The sequence below is a fragment of the Microcella alkalica genome, from assembly GCF_014137945.1.
GTDB classification, from domain to species: domain Bacteria; phylum Actinomycetota; class Actinomycetes; order Actinomycetales; family Microbacteriaceae; genus Microcella; species Microcella alkalica.
Map to the genome: position 1 here is coordinate 24707 of NZ_JACGWX010000004.1, position 15243 is coordinate 39949.

Below are 15243 nucleotides of genomic sequence, written 5' to 3' on the forward strand. Positions count from 1 at the left end.
GACGGCGCGCGCGAGAGCGCGGCCAGGGCGCTCACATTGTCTCAGATGACATTTCGACTTCCTGTCAGGGGCGGGCGCAGGCGACTTCGGGGCGGATGCCCGGCGCGGGTAGGCTCGCAGGATGAAGTTCGCCCGCTCCGTCGTCGACCTCATCGGCGACACGCCCCTCGTGCAGCTCAACCGCGTGACCGAGGGCGTCTCGGCCACCGTGCTCGCCAAGGTCGAGTATCTGAACCCCGGCGGGAGCGCGAAGGACCGCATCGCGACGCGCATCATCGACGCCGCCGAGCGCGAGGGTTTGCTCAAGCCGGGCGGCACGATCGTCGAGCCGACGAGCGGCAACACGGGCGTCGGGCTCGCGCTCGTCGCCCAGCAGCGCGGCTACCGCTGCGTGTTCGTGCTTCCCGACAAGGTCGGCGAGGACAAGCGCAACGTGCTCACCGCGTACGGTGCCGAGATCGTGGTCACCCCGACGGCCGTCGCTCCCGAGGACCCGGAGTCGTACTACTCGGTCTCCGATCGTCTCGCGCGCGAGATCCCCGGCGCCTTCAAGCCGAACCAGTACGCGAACCCCAACGGGCCGCTCAGCCACTACGAGACCACGGGCCCCGAGATCTGGCGCGACACCGACGGCCGAGTCACCCACTTCGTGACGGGAGTCGGCACGGGCGGCACGATCACCGGCACGGGCCGCTACCTGCGCGAGGTGAGCGCCGACCGTGCGAGCGGCCGCGTTCAGATCGTCGGCGTCGACCCCGTGGGCAGCGTCTACTCGGGCGGCTCGGGCCAGCCCTACCTCGTCGAGGGCGTGGGTGAGGACTTCTGGCCGGCCGCCTACGACCCGAGCGTCACCGACCGCATAGTGGCCGTGAGCGACCAGCAGTCGTTCGACATGACCGTGCGCCTCGCGCGCGAGGAGGGCCTGCTCGTCGGCGGCTCGTGCGGCATGGCCGCGGTCGGCGCCCTGGAGGTCGCGCGCGAGCTCGGCCCCGATGACGTCGTCGTCGTGCTGCTTCCCGACGGCGGTCGCGGCTACCTCGGCAAGATCTTCAACGAGCACTGGATGCGCCGCCACGGCTTCACCGCCGCTCAGGGCTCGCCGACCGTCGCCGACGCCGTGCGCCCCGACCCCGCGGCGCTGCCCCACGTGCTGCGGCAGCACTCGGTGGCCGACGCGATCGCCGCGCTTGAGGCGCACGATCATGCGCTGCCGGTGCTCTCGTCGGCTCCCCCGGCGGTGCTCGGAGAGGTCGTGGGCACGGTCGACTCGCGCTCGTTGCTGCGCGCGCTCGGCGCAGGCGACGTCACCACCGCGAGCCCCGTGACCGATGCCATGGCGCCGCGCCTGCCGCTCGTGGGGGCGCACGAGTCGCTCGGCGACGCCCGCGCGCACTTCGAAGAGCGCGGCCCCGGCGGCCAGCTGCCCGACACCCTGCTCGTGCTCGACGGCGGCAACCCCGTCGGCCTGCTCACGCGTCACGACCTCGTGCGCGCTCTCGCGAAGGACCCCTCATGATCCACGACGACCACGGCTTCTCGACCCGCGCCATCCACGTCGGCCAGGAGTTCGACCCGACGACCGGCGCGGTCATCCCGCCCGTGCACTTCTCGACGACCTACGCCCAGGACGGCATCGGCAACCTGCGCGGCGGCTACGAGTACGGTCGCGGCGGCAACCCCACGCGCGACTCGCTGCAGAAGCAGCTCGCCTCGCTCGAAGGCGCGAGCCACGCCTTCAGCTTCGCGTCGGGCCTCGCCGCGGAGGACGCCCTCCTGCGCGCCGTGCTGCGCCCCGGCGACCACGTGCTCATGGGCAACGACGTCTACGGCGGAACCCACCGGCTCGTGCGCCGCATCTTCGGCGACTGGAACATCGGGCTCACGACCCTCGAGCTCGACGACCTGGAGGCAGTGCGGTCGGCCCTCGCCTCGACGGGCGCGCGAGTGCTCTGGCTCGAGACACCATCGAACCCGCTCATGAAGGTCACGGACGTCGCTGCTCTCGCCGAGATCGCGCACGCATCCGGGGCCCTCGTCGTCGTCGACAACACCTTCGCGACGCCCTACCTGCAGCAGCCGCTCGCGCTCGGCGCCGACGTGGTCATCCACTCGACGACGAAGTACCTCGGCGGGCACTCCGACGTCATCGGCGGCGCGGTCGTGCTCTCGGATGACGCGCTGGCCGAGAAGGTCGGCTTCCACCAGTTCGCCGCGGGCGCCGTCTCCGGCCCCCTCGACGCATGGCTCACCACGCGCGGCATCAAGACTCTCGCCGTGCGCATGGACCGCCATTCGGCCTCGGCGCACGCTCTCGCCTCGGCGCTCGAGGGGCACCCCGCCGTCGCGCGCGTCTACTACCCGGGCCTGCCCTCGCACCCCGGTCACGACCTCGCCGCGCGCCAGATGCGGGACTTCGGCGGGATGCTCTCGCTCGAGCTCGCGGGGGGCGCCGCGGCCGCGCGCGCCTTCGCCGAGGGGCTGCGCGTCTTCTCGCTCGCGGAGTCGCTCGGAGGAGTGGAATCGCTCGTCAACTACCCGAGCGAGATGACCCACGCCTCGGTGCGGGGCACCGCGCTCGAGGTGTCCGACGCGATCATCCGCCTGTCGGTGGGGCTCGAGGACGTCGAGGATCTGCTCGCCGACGTGCGGCAGTCGCTCGCGCGGCTGGGCTGAGAGCCGCATCGCGCGGCAGGATCGGCCGGGCGGGAGGCTCCGCCGGGTCGCGGGAGCGCCGCTGACCGCCCGCGCGACGCGACGGGCGCTCACGCTCGGGCGGGCATCCGCGTGCATAATGGGCCTGCTGATGTGAACGTACACATCACCGGATCGGAAGGGCCTCGTGTCGAGTCCTGAGCAGGCGAGCGAGCCGGAGCGCGTGCGCGCCCCGAACATCCGCGACGTCGCACGGGTCGCCGGGGTCTCGTACCAGACCGTCTCGCGCGCGCTCAACGACAGCCCGTCCATCCGGCCGGAGACGCTCGCACGCGTGCAGACCGCCATCGAGGAGCTCGGGTACCGGCCGAACCAGGCCGCCCGCGCGCTCGTCACGAGCCGGTCGCGGACGATCGGAGTGCTCGCGGCGCAGACCGTCCACTACGGGCCGGCCACGAGCATCCAGGCCATCGAGACCGCCGCGCGCGAAGCCGGCTACCGGCTCTCGATCACCAACATCAGCTCGAGCGAGTACGCCTCGATCAAGGCCGGACTCGACCACCTCATGGCGCAGTCGATCGAGGCGCTCATCGTCATCGCGCCGCAGGTGCGCGTGTTCGAGGCGCTCAATGACCTGCAGGTCGCGGTGCCGTTCGTCACGCTCGAGTCGACCGGGCTCAACTCGGCGCACTCGCTGTGGGTCGACCAGATCCAGGGCGCGAGGCTCGCGACGCGGCACCTCATCGACCTCGGCCACACCGAGATCATGCACATCTCGGGGCCGCAGGACTGGATCGAGGCCGAGGCGCGGATGCAGGGGTTCCTGCGCGAGCTCGGCGACGCCGACCTGCGCACGCGCGCGCCCATCCTCGGCGACTGGACGGCGCACTTCGGCTACTACGCCGGCCTCGAGCTGCTGCGCTATCGCGACTTCACGGCCGTGTTCTGCGGCAACGACCAGATGGCGCTCGGGTTCATGCACGCGTGCCGCGAGTCGGGGCTGTCGGTGCCCGGCGACATGTCGATCGTCGGGTTCGACGACATCCCCGAGGCGGCGCACTTCGCTCCGCCGCTGACGACCGTGCGGCAGAACTTCGCCGAGATCGGGCGGCGGGCGATCGAGGTGCTGCTCGGCGAGCTGCGCGGAGACACCGAGCTGAGTCACGCGCCCGTGCAGCCCGAGCTCATCGTGCGCCAGTCGACGGCGCGGCTCGCGTAGGCGCCGCGGGCGCTCCGCCCGCCCCGCCCCGCCCCGCGCCGCCCCGCCCCGCCCCGCGCCGCCCCGCGACCCGCCGCACCGCGCTCCCCCTCCGCACTTCGTGCTGGTCCGGGCGATCCGGACGCCCGGGGGCGCACGTCGCGCCTGAATGAGTACGGGGCGCGGTCGGGGCTCCTCCGCAGGGAGCGCAGAAGAGTCGTGTTCCACGGGGCCGCCGCCCCCGATGCTGACGCCGGCCCGGGCGACGCACACTGCGCGCATGACAACAGCCTTCACCCCGGCGGTGCGCGAGGCGTTCGCCGCGGCCATCGTCGTCGCCGAGCATCCCGATGACATCGCGCTCTCCCGCAGACTGCACCGAGGGCGCTCGAGAGGTGAACTCGTCGCGCTCACCCGCGGCGTCTTCGTGCCGAGCGCCTCACTCGCAGCGCTCGCACGGTGGGAGGTCGAGGTGCTTCGCGCGTGGGCCGCCTCGGCGCTCGGCCGGGTGCGCCAGCCGCTGTGTCGGGCATCGGCCGCGCGGCTTTGGGGTGCACCGGTCCTCGATGGCGGGGCCGCGCCGAGCATCCACGCTCTCGGATGGGGGATCGATGACACCCGTCACCGTGGCGACGTCCGCTACTGGGCGACCCGCGACCCGGCGGCGAACCTTGTCACGCTCGAGGGCGCGCGACTGACCGACCTGCCGCGCACGCTGGCGGAGCTCAGTGCGTCGGCGACCTTCGCGGGCGCGGTCGCCGCGATCGACTGGGGCGTTCGCGTGCGCCGCCGCAAGGAGGGGCCGGTCACGACCGTCGACGAGATCCGGGCGGTGGCGGATGCTCTCGCGTTCGTTCGGGGACGAGGCCGGCTCGAGTGCGCTCTCGCCTTCGCCGACGGGCGATCCGAGTCGCCCGGGGAGTCGTGGGCGCGCGTGCTCATGCACGAGCTCGGGTTCGAGGCGCCCGAGCTGCAGCACGAGTACCGGCTGCCGGATGGTCGGGTGTTCCGCACGGACTTCCGATGGCCGTCGATCGGCCTCGCCGGCGAGTTCGATGGGCTCGCGAAGTATCGCGCTGCTGACGTGCGCGCAGGACGCTCGGTCGAGCAGGTCGTCGTGGAGGAGAAGGAGCGCGAGGACGGGGTGCGCTCGACCGGCGACGGGATGCTGCGGCTGGTGTGGGGCGATCTGCGCGACCGACGCCGTTTCGCCCATCGGCTCGAGGGGGCGGGGGTTCCTCGCCGGCGCGGGCGGCGCACTCCGTACTGATGCGGGCACCCCGTGCGCCTGGGGGCGTCCGGAGTGCCCGGAACAGAGCGAGGTGCGGTGAGTGGCGTGTGCGGGATGCGCGGGTGAGGGGCGGGTGCGCGGGTGAGGGACGGGTGCGCGGAGGCGGGGCTGCGCGGGCGGGGCAGGGCATGGGAGGCGCGGGCCGGTGGAGGGGGCGCGGGGCGCGCGGACGCATTTCGAGGCTGTTACCGACTTGTGACCGTTTCGCATGGGGACCTGCTTGACAGATGTGACCGTTTCGCAGTTAGAGTGCATCAACGCAATGTGAACGGTCACATCACGAGCCTCGGTTCGGGTCGGGCAGGTTCGCACGCGAAGTACCAGGCACCACCACCGCGGCGCTATTCGCCGCGAACCACCACCCCTGTTCCACCCCGGCGTCGGGTACACCGTCGCCGCCGCGACGATGGAGTCCCGTGATCGCTCTGAGCCCCGAGGTGCAGGTCGCCGTCGCGCGCGTCCGCGACGAGGTGGCCGCCCTCCACGCTGAGCTGGTCCGCAACGGGCTCGTGGTCTGGACCGGCGGCAACGTCAGCGGCCGCGTCCCGGGCGCCGACCTCTTCGTCATCAAGCCGAGCGGCGTCTCCTACGACGACCTCGACCCGGCGAACATGATCCTCTGCACGCTCGACGGCGAGGTCGTCCCCGACACTCCCGGCAGCGACCGCAGCCCCTCGAGCGACACCGCGGCGCACGCATACGTCTACCGGCACATGACCGACGTCGGCGGAGTCGTGCACACGCACTCGACCTACGCGACGGCCTGGGCGGCGCGCGGCGAGAGCATCCCGTGCGTGATCACGGCGATGGCCGACGAGTTCGGCGGCGACATCCCGGTCGGTCCGTTCGCGATCATCGGCGACGACTCGATCGGCCGCGGCATCGTCGAGACGCTCTCCGGCCACCGCTCGCGCGCCGTGCTCATGCAGAGCCACGGCCCCTTCACGATCGGTCGGGACGCGCGCGACGCCGTCAAGGCCGCCGTCATGCTCGAGGATGTCGCGCGCACGATCCACATCGCCCGACAGCTGGGCGACCCGCTCCCGATCGAGCGCGCCGCGGTCGACGCGCTCTTCGACCGGTACCAGAACATCTACGGCCAGCCCGGCGGAGCCGCCTGATGACCGCGAACGACTCCCGCGCTCGCACGCCCGCCGCCGCTCTCGCCGCCGGCCGCGTCGCCCTCGGCATAGAGCTCGGATCGACGCGCATCAAGGCCTGCCTCGTCGACTCGGAGGCGCCGGCGACGGTGCTCGCGACGGGCAGCCACGAGTGGGAGAACCAGCTCGTGGACGGCGTGTGGACGTACGACCTCGCCGAGGTCGAGCAGGGCATCCGCGCCGCGTACGCCGCCCTCGCCGACGATGCCCGCACCAGCCACGGCGCAGCGCCGACGACTCTCGCCGCGCTCGGCGTCTCGGCGATGATGCACGGCTACCTCGCCTTCGACGAGCACGACGAGCTGCTCGTCCCGTTCCGCACCTGGCGCAACACGAGCACGGGGGCCGCTGCCGCCGAGCTCTCGGCGCTGCTCGGCGCGAACATCCCGCTGCGCTGGTCGATCGCGCACCTGCACCAGGCCGTCCTCGACGGCGAGGAGCACGTCGGCCGCATCCGCCACCTCACGACCCTCGCCGGCTACGTCCACCACCGCCTGACCGGCGAGCGCGTGCTCGGCGTCGGCGACGCGAGCGGGATTTTTCCCGTGGACGCCGCCGGCAGCGACTACGACGCCGAGCTCCTCGCCCGCTTCGACGCGCACGCCGCCGGGTCGGCCCTCGCGGGCCCCCTGCACCGGATGCTCCCCCGCGTGCTCCCCGCCGGCGCGACCGCCGGCACCCTGACCGCCGCCGGCGCCGCGCTCCTCGACCCGACCGGGGCCCTCGAGCACGGCGCCCCGCTCTGCCCGCCCGAGGGTGATGCCGGAACCGGCATGGTCGCGACGAACGCGGTCGCTCCGCGCTCGGGCAACGTGAGCGCCGGCACGAGCATCTTCGCGATGGTCGTGCTCGACCGCCCGCTGAGCGCCCCGCACTCCGAGATCGACGTCGTCGCGACGCCCGCGGGCGACCCGGTGGCGATGGTGCACTGCAACAACGGCACGAGCGAGCTCGCCGCCTGGGTCGGCACCTACCGCCGCTTCGCCGAGCTCGCCGGCGCGACCACCACCGCCGACGAGGCGTACGCGCTGCTGCTCGCCGAGGCGCTCGAGGGCGCGGCCGACGCGGGAGGCGTCCTCGCCTACAACCAGGTCGCCGGCGAGCCCGTCGCGCAGCTGACCGCGGGCCGCCCGCTCGTCGTGCGCACCCCCGAGAGCCGCCTCACGCTCGCGAACCTCATGCGCGCCCACGTCTACGGCGTCTTCGCCGCACTCGCCCTCGGGATGCGCGCCCTCCACGAGGAGGGCGTCACGGTCGAGCGGATGCAGGCCCACGGCGGGCTCTTCCGCACGGCCGGCGTCGCGCAGCGCCTTCTCGCCGCTGCGCTCGACGCGCCCGTCGGCGTCGCCGGCAGCGCCTCCGAGGGCGGGGCCTGGGGCATCGCGGTGCTCGCTGCGTTCACCGCCGAGGCGGCCGGGGGCCCTGCGACCGACGGCGCCCCCACCACCCTCGCCGACTACCTCTCGACCCGCGTCTTCGCCGACGCCGACACCGCGGTCGCCGCCCCCGACCCCGCCGACACCGCCGGCTTCGCCGCCTACCTCGTCCAGTACGAGGCCGGGCTCGCCATCGAGCGTTGCGCCATCGACGCCCTTGCAGGAGGACCCCAGTGACCCGCAGCATCATCCCCGACCTCCGCACGCTCGAGGTGTGGTTCCTGACCGGGAGCCAGAACCTCTACGGCGACGAGACCCTGCGCCAGGTCGCCGAGCAGTCGCAGGCGGTCGTGGCCGGCCTGCAGGCGGCCGCGGACATCCCCGTCACGATCGTGTGGAAGCCGACCCTCGTCGACTCCGCGAGCATCAGGCGCGTCATGCTCGAGGCGAACGCCGCCGAGAACGTCATCGGCGTCATCGCCTGGATGCACACCTTCAGCCCCGCGAAGATGTGGATCGCCGGTCTCGACGCGCTCTCCAAGCCGCTGCTGCACCTGCACACGCAGGCCAACGTCGAGCTGCCGTGGGGCGAGATCGACTTCGACTTCATGAACCTCAACCAGGCCGCGCACGGCGACCGCGAGTTCGGCTACATCGCCTCGCGCATGAGCGTCGCGCGCGCGACGGTCGTCGGCCACGTCTCGAACCCGGCCGTCACGGCGCGCGTCGGCGTCTGGACCCGCGCGGCCGCAGGCTGGCACGCGACTCACGAGCTCAAGCTCGCCCGGTTCGGCGACAACATGCGCTTCGTCGCCGTGACCGAGGGCGACAAGACCGAAGCCGAGATCCGCTTCGGCGTGCAGGTCAACACCTGGGGCGTCACCGAGCTGGCGGATGCTGTGCACGCGGTCGGCGACGCCGAGGTCGACCGGCTCGTCGAGGAGTACCTCGACCTCTACGAGGTCTCCCCCGAGCTGCACCCGGGCGCGGAGCGCGCCGACAGCCTGCGCTACGGCGCGGCGATCGAGCTCGGCCTGCGGGGCTTTCTCGAGGGCGGCAGGTTCGGCGCCTTCACGACGAGCTTCGAGGACCTCGGCGCACTGCGCCAGCTGCCCGGCCTCGCCGTGCAGCGCCTCATGGCCGACGGCTACGGCTTCGGCGCCGAGGGCGACTGGAAGACCGCGGTGCTCGTGCGCGCGGCGGCCGTCATGGGCGCGGGCCTCCCTGGGGGCGCGAGCCTCATGGAGGACTACACGTACCACCTCGAGCCCGGCAACGAGCTCATCCTCGGCGCGCACATGCTCGAGGTCAGCCCTTCGCTCAGTTCTCAGCGCGCGCGCCTCGAGGTGCACCCCCTCGGCATCGGCGGCAAGGACGACCCGGTGCGCCTGGTCTTCACGGCCGACGCGGGCCCCGCGGTCGTCGCGGCCCTCAGCGACATGCGCGACCGGTTCCGGCTCGTCGCGAACGTCGTCGAGAACGTGGCGCTGCCCGCCCCGATGCCCCACCTGCCCGTCGGGCACGCCGTCTGGAAGCCGGCGCCCGACTTCGCCACCTCGGCAGCCGCCTGGCTGACCGCGGGGGCGGCGCACCACACGGTCATGACCACGCAAGTGGGCGTCGAGGTCTTCCGAGACTTCGCCATCATGGCCGGCGTCGAGCTCCTCGTCATCGACGAGGCCACCACGCTCGAGGGGTTCGCGCGCGACGTGCGCGCGAACGCCGCCTACTACCGACTCGCTCAGGGCATCTGAGCGGGGCCCCAGAACCTCCCGGCTCTGCCGGGAACCGGAGCCAGAGCTCGAGGCCGAGCGACGGACCCGAACGCACCACCACACTCCCCATCGAAAGGACACACAGTGAAGAACTCCAAGTTCCTCCTCGGCATCGCTGCCGCAGGAGTCATGTCGCTGGCACTCACCGGTTGCGCCGGTGACCGCACCGGCGGCTCGGCCGGCGGCGGCGACGGCGGCGGCGACGAGGCCGGCGGCATCGTCGGCGTTGCGATGCCGACCCAGCAGTCTGAGCGCTGGATCGCCGACGGCGACAACGTCAAGTCGCAGCTCGAGGAGCTCGGCTACGACGTCGACCTCCAGTTCGCCAACGACGACATCCCCACGCAGGTCTCGCAGATCGAGAACATGATCTCGAGCGGCGCCGAGGCGCTCATCATCGCCTCGATCGACGGCACGACGCTCACCGATGTGCTGCAGCAGGCGGCCGACGCGGGCATCCCCGTCATCGCCTACGACCGCCTCATCAACGGCAGCCCGAACGTGGACTACTACACGACGTTCGACAACTTCCAGGTGGGCGTGCAGCAGGCGACCTCGCTGCTCATCGGCATGGGCGTCTTCGACGAGAGCGGCGCGCGCACGGATGCGGCCGGCCCGTTCAACGTCGAGCTCTTCGCGGGCAGCCCCGATGACAACAACGCCGGGTTCTTCTTCAACGGCGCCATGAGCATCATCCAGCCCCTCATCGACGACGGCACCCTCGTCGTCCCGTCGGGCCAGGTCGACTTCGAGCAGGTGGCGATCCTCCGCTGGCTGCCCGAGACGGCTCAGGAGCGCATGGAGAACATCCTCACCATCATCGGCGACACCCAGATCGACGGCGTCCTCTCGCCGTACGACGGCCTCTCGATCGGCATCATCTCGGCGCTCACGTCGGGCGGATACTCGACCGACGCCCTCCCCGTCATCACGGGTCAGGACGCCGAGGTCGGCTCGATGAAGTCGATCATCGCGGGCGAGCAGTACTCGACCATCTTCAAGGACACCCGTCTGCTCGCCGAGCAGGCCGTCGCGATGGTGGATGCTCTGCTCTCGGGCGAGGAGCCCGAGGTCAACGACACCGAGACCTACGACAACGGCGAGAAGGTCGTCCCGTCGTTCCTGCTCGAGTCGACGATCGTCACGGTCGACAACTACGAAGAGGTTCTCTTCGACAGCGGGTACTACACCGCTGAGGACCTCGCCTAGTAGGTTCGCACCACCCGGGTGCGGGCTCGGCCGAGAGATCGGCCGGGCCCGCACCATCCCTCATCACCGCGAGAGCCCTCGCACAACCGAGGAGAGGAAGAGGATCGCCGTGAGCACCATCCTCGAAATGCGTTCGATCACGAAGGAGTTCCCCGGCGTCAAGGCGCTGCAGGATGTCTCCATCACGGTCGAACGAGGCCACGTCCACGCCATCTGCGGCGAGAACGGCGCAGGGAAGTCGACCCTCATGAAGGTGCTGTCGGGCGTCTACCCGCACGGCACATACAGCGGCGACATCGTCTTCGAAGGCGAGTCGATGGAGTTCAAGGACATCCGCGACAGTGAGAAGTCCGGCATCGTCATCATCCATCAGGAGCTCGCGCTCAGCCCCTACCTCTCGATCGCCGAGAACATCTTCCTCGGCAACGAGCGCGCCACGCGCGGCTTCATCGACTGGGATGAGACGAACGCGGAGGCGGCCAAGCTGCTCGCCCGCGTCGGGCTCGGCGACAGCCCCACGACCGTCGTGCGCGAGATCGGCGTCGGCAAGCAGCAGCTCGTCGAAATCGCCAAGGCGCTGTCGAAGAACGTGAAGCTGCTCATCCTCGATGAGCCCACCGCCGCCCTCAACGACGAGGACTCGGCGCACCTGCTCGACCTGATCCGCCACCTCAAGGGGCAGGGGATCACGTGCATCATCATCAGCCACAAGCTCAACGAGATCAAAGCGATCGCCGATGAGGTCACGATCATCCGCGACGGCCGGACGATCGAGACGCTCGCGCTCGCGACCGGCGACATCTCGGAGGACCGCATCATCAAGGGCATGGTCGGGCGCGACCTCGAGCACCGGTACCCCGACCGCTCGGTGGCGATCGGCGAGGAGATCTTCCGCGTCGAGGACTGGACCGTCCACCACCCCACCGACCACGACCGCACGATCATCCACGGCGCATCCCTCACGGTGCGCGCGGGCGAGGTCGTCGGCATCGCCGGGCTCATGGGCGCGGGGCGCACCGAGCTCGCGATGAGCATCTTCGGCCGCTCGTACGGCTCGAGGATCAGCGGGCGCCTCTTCATGCGCGGCGAGGAGATCCAGGCGCGCACGGTGCCGGAGGCCATCCGCAACGGTCTCGCGTACGCCACCGAGGACCGCAAGATGTACGGCCTCAACCTCATCGAGGACATCAAACGGAACGTCTCGGCCGCAGGGCTGCGCAAGCTCGCCCCGCGCGGCTGGGTCGACGGCGGCGCCGAGCACGTCGTCGCCGAGGGCTATCGCAAGAGCATGAACATCAAGGCGCCCTCGGTCGACGCGATCACGGGCAAGCTCTCGGGCGGCAACCAGCAGAAGGTCGTGCTGTCGAAGTGGCTGTACTCCGATCCGGAGCTGCTGATCCTCGACGAGCCCACGCGCGGCATCGACGTCGGCGCCAAGTACGAGATCTACACGATCATCAACAGCCTCGCCGCGCAGGGCAAGGCGGTCATCGTGATCTCGAGCGAGCTCCCCGAGCTGCTCGGCATCTGCGATCGCGTCTACGCCCTCTCGGAGGGACACATCACCGGCGAGCTCCCCATCGAGCAGGCCACCCCCGAAGCACTCATGGTGCTCATGACCAAGGAGAAGGAGGCCGACCATGTCATCGGCTAGCGCAACCCGCCCCGCGTCCAGCCGTTCGGAGGTGCTCGGCTTCCTGACCTCGCGCCTGCGTCAGATCGGCATCTTCGTCGCGCTCATCGTCATCGTCCTGCTGTTCCAGGTGCTGACCGAGGGCCGCCTGCTGACGGCGGGCAACGTATCCAACATCATCGTCCAGAACAGCTACATCCTGATCCTCGCGATCGGCATGGTGATGATCATCATCGCCGGCCACATCGACCTCTCGGTCGGCTCGGTCGCGGCGTTCGTTGGCGCCATGACGGGTGTCATGGTGCAGGACTGGGGCCTGCCCTGGTGGGCGGCGATCCTCCTCGGCCTCCTCGTCGGCGCGATCGTCGGCTGCTGGCAGGGCTTCTGGGTGGCGTACGTGGGCATACCCGCATTCATCGTGACCCTTGCGGGCATGCTCCTCTTCCGCGGTCTCACGCAGATCGTGCTCGGCAACACGCAGATCACGCCGTTCCCGAACGAGTACCGCCAGCTCGGCGGCGGCTACCTCTTCCCGCAGCTGTTCCCGGCGGCCACCTCGCCCGCCGAGTGGATCACGGTCGGCCTGGGCCTCCTCACGCTCGTCATGTTCATCGGCTCGCAGCTGCGCGGCCGCATGAAGCGCGCGAAGCTCAACCTCGAGACCGAGCCGGCCTGGTGGTTCATCGTCAAGGTGGCGTTCGGCGCGGGGCTCATCCTGTTCCTGACCTACCTCCTGGGCGTCGCGCCCGGATCACGCGGAACCCCGATCGTGCTCATCGTGCTCGGCGTGCTCGTGGTCGTCTACACGGCGGTCATGAACCGCAGCGTGTTCGGCCGCCACATCTACGCCGTCGGCGGCAACCGCCACGCGGCCGACCTGTCGGGCATCCAGTCGCGCAAGATCGACTTCTACCTGTTCGTCAACATGGGCGTGCTCGCGGCGCTCGCCGGCATCATCTTCACCGGTCGACTCAACTCGGCCGGACCCGGCGCGGGCAACCTGTTCGAGCTCGACGCGATCGCGGCGTCGTTCATCGGCGGCGCGGCCGTGCAGGGCGGCGTCGGAACGGTCGTCGGCGCGATCACGGGCGGTCTCATCATGGGCGTGCTCAACAACGGCATGTCGCTGCTGGGCGTCTCGACCGACTACCAGCAGTTCATCAAGGGCCTCGTGCTGCTCCTCGCCGTCGCGTTCGACGTCTGGAACAAGCGCCGCGCCCGCGGCTAGTCCGCGCTCTCACTCGACGCCCCGGTCGCGCCCGACGCGCGGCCGGGGCGTCGTCGTGCGCGGCGGTTGGTCGGCGGATGCTCGGCGCGAGCGACCCGGATGTGGGAGCGGTTCCACGCTCGGGCACGTAGGCTCATCAGCATGAATCAGGGCACCCCCGACTACCGCGACTCCGGCCTGGAGTTCCCCGCCGACTTCGTCTTCGGCTCCGCGACCGCGAGCTACCAGATCGAGGGGGCCGCGCACGAGGACGGCCGCGGGCCGTCGATCTGGGACACGTTCAGTCGCACCCCCGGCAAGGTGCTCTTCGGCCACACCGGCGAGGTCGCCGACGACCACTACCACCGGCTCGACTCCGACCTCGACCTCATGCAGCGGCTGGGCCTCGAGTCGTATCGGTTCTCGATCGCGTGGCCGCGCATCCAGGCCGAGGGCACGGGCCCCGCGAACGTGAAGGGCGTCGCGTTCTACAGCCGCCTCGTCGACGGGCTCCTCGCGCGCGGCATCACGCCCATCGCGACGCTCTACCACTGGGATCTGCCGCAGACGCTCGAGGACGCCGGCGGCTGGACCAACCGCGACACGAGCTACCGCTTCGCCGACTACGCGCACATCATGGGTGAGGCGCTCGGCGACCGCATGGCGATGTGGACGACCCTCAACGAGCCGTGGTGCAGCGCGTACCTCGGCTACGGCTCAGGCGTCCACGCGCCCGGCATCACGAGCGGCCGCGCCGCCCTCACGGCCGTGCACCACCTCAACCTCGCCCACGGTCTCGGCCTGAGCGCCCTGCGGGACGCGGTGCGCAAGCCCGACGCGCAGTACTCGGCGACGCTGAACCTGCACATGATCCGGCCCGCCCGCGACGCGGACGGGGAGGCGCTTCCGGCGAGCGCCGAGGCAGTGCGCCGCATCGACGCCCTCGCCAACCGCGCGTTCACGGGCCCGATGCTGCACGGTGCGTACCCCGCGGATCTGCTGGAGGACACCGCGCACGTCACCGACTGGCAGTTCGTGCGCCCGGGCGACCTCGAGCTCACCCACCAGCCGATCGACGTGCTCGGGGTCAACTACTACTCGACCGTGACCGTCACGATGTGGGATGGCGTCTCGCCGCGCTCGAACGCCGATGGCCACGGAGACGCGGCCGGCTCGCCCTGGCCCGGCAGCGAGGACGTCGAATTCGTGCAGCAGCCCGGCCCGTACACGGCGATGGGCTGGAACATCGCGCCCGACGGTCTCGAGGAGCTCCTCGTCGATGTGCACGAGCAGTTCCCGACGCTGCCGCTCATGATCACCGAGAACGGCGCGGCCTTCGACGACGAGGTGCGGGACGGCGTCGTGCAGGACGACGCGCGAATCGACTACCTGCGCCGCCATTTCACGGCCGCCCACCGGGCGATGCAGCGCGGCGTCGACCTGCGCGGCTACCAGGTGTGGAGCCTCATGGACAACTTCGAGTGGGCCTACGGCTACACGAAGCGCTTCGGCATCGTCCACGTCGACTACGACTCGCTCGAGCGCACCATCAAGCAGAGCGGGCACTGGTACGGCGAGCTGATCCGCAGCCGCAGCATCCCGGAGTAGGCGGGGCGGTCATCCGCCGCCGACGCGCGTTCTCGACCAAATGAAGGGAGCGCGGCGCTCGTGCACGGCGTGTCAGTGCGACACGCCGTGACGACGTCGGCCGCTCCCTTCATTTGGGCGAGCCGGCCTCGGGT

General features: G+C 71.0%; 11 protein-coding genes. All 11 read left to right on the forward strand.

The window, feature by feature from the left end:
* Window positions 1-121 precede the first annotated feature (121 nt).
* The 11 genes from FHX53_RS08460 (at window position 122) to FHX53_RS08510 (ending at window position 15109) form a co-directional block, all read left to right on the forward strand.
* Entirely contained in the window at window positions 122-1516 is a 1395-nt protein-coding gene (locus FHX53_RS08460; protein WP_182490924.1) for a cystathionine beta-synthase, read from the forward strand.
* A complete protein-coding gene (locus FHX53_RS08465) occupies window positions 1513-2673 on the forward strand; it encodes a cystathionine gamma-synthase (protein ID WP_182490925.1) in 1161 nt (386 codons plus the stop codon). The genes FHX53_RS08460 and FHX53_RS08465 overlap by 4 nt, the downstream gene beginning before the upstream one ends.
* Window positions 2674-2839: 166 nt before the next feature.
* The gene (locus FHX53_RS08470) at window positions 2840-3871 is read left to right on the forward strand and encodes a substrate-binding domain-containing protein (protein ID WP_182490926.1); all 1032 of its coding nucleotides are present in this window, start codon (window positions 2840-2842) and stop codon (window positions 3869-3871) included.
* Window positions 3872-4130: 259 nt separating this feature from the next.
* The gene (locus tag FHX53_RS08475; protein WP_182490927.1) at window positions 4131-5120 is read left to right on the forward strand and encodes a hypothetical protein; all 990 of its coding nucleotides are present in this window, start codon (window positions 4131-4133) and stop codon (window positions 5118-5120) included.
* A 437-nt stretch (window positions 5121-5557) separates the two neighbouring features.
* A complete protein-coding gene (locus tag FHX53_RS08480) occupies window positions 5558-6262 on the forward strand; it encodes an L-ribulose-5-phosphate 4-epimerase (protein ID WP_182490928.1) in 705 nt (234 codons plus the stop codon).
* Entirely contained in the window at window positions 6262-7914 is a 1653-nt protein-coding gene (locus FHX53_RS08485; protein ID WP_182490929.1) for an FGGY-family carbohydrate kinase, read from the forward strand. Before FHX53_RS08480 ends, FHX53_RS08485 begins: the two co-directional genes overlap by 1 nt.
* Before the next feature lie 8 nt (window positions 7915-7922).
* Complete coding sequence (araA, locus tag FHX53_RS08490) at window positions 7923-9431, forward strand: L-arabinose isomerase (RefSeq protein ID WP_182491114.1); 1509 nt, start codon at window positions 7923-7925, stop codon at window positions 9429-9431.
* A 105-nt stretch (window positions 9432-9536) separates the two neighbouring features.
* On the forward strand, window positions 9537-10661 hold the full coding sequence (gene chvE / locus FHX53_RS08495; RefSeq protein WP_425488309.1) for a multiple monosaccharide ABC transporter substrate-binding protein: 1125 nt from the start codon (window positions 9537-9539) through the stop codon (window positions 10659-10661).
* A gap of 127 nt (window positions 10662-10788) precedes the next feature.
* Window positions 10789-12315 carry a multiple monosaccharide ABC transporter ATP-binding protein gene (gene mmsA / locus FHX53_RS08500; RefSeq protein WP_182491116.1) on the forward strand — a complete coding sequence of 509 codons (1527 nt, stop codon included), beginning with the start codon at window positions 10789-10791 and terminating at the stop codon, window positions 12313-12315.
* Entirely contained in the window at window positions 12302-13522 is a 1221-nt protein-coding gene (gene mmsB, locus FHX53_RS08505) for a multiple monosaccharide ABC transporter permease (protein WP_182490930.1), read from the forward strand. The genes mmsA and mmsB overlap by 14 nt, the downstream gene beginning before the upstream one ends.
* Before the next feature lie 141 nt (window positions 13523-13663).
* Window positions 13664-15109, forward strand: a complete 1446-nt coding sequence (locus FHX53_RS08510; protein ID WP_182490931.1) for a GH1 family beta-glucosidase — start codon at window positions 13664-13666, stop codon at window positions 15107-15109.
* Window positions 15110-15243 lie beyond the last annotated feature (134 nt).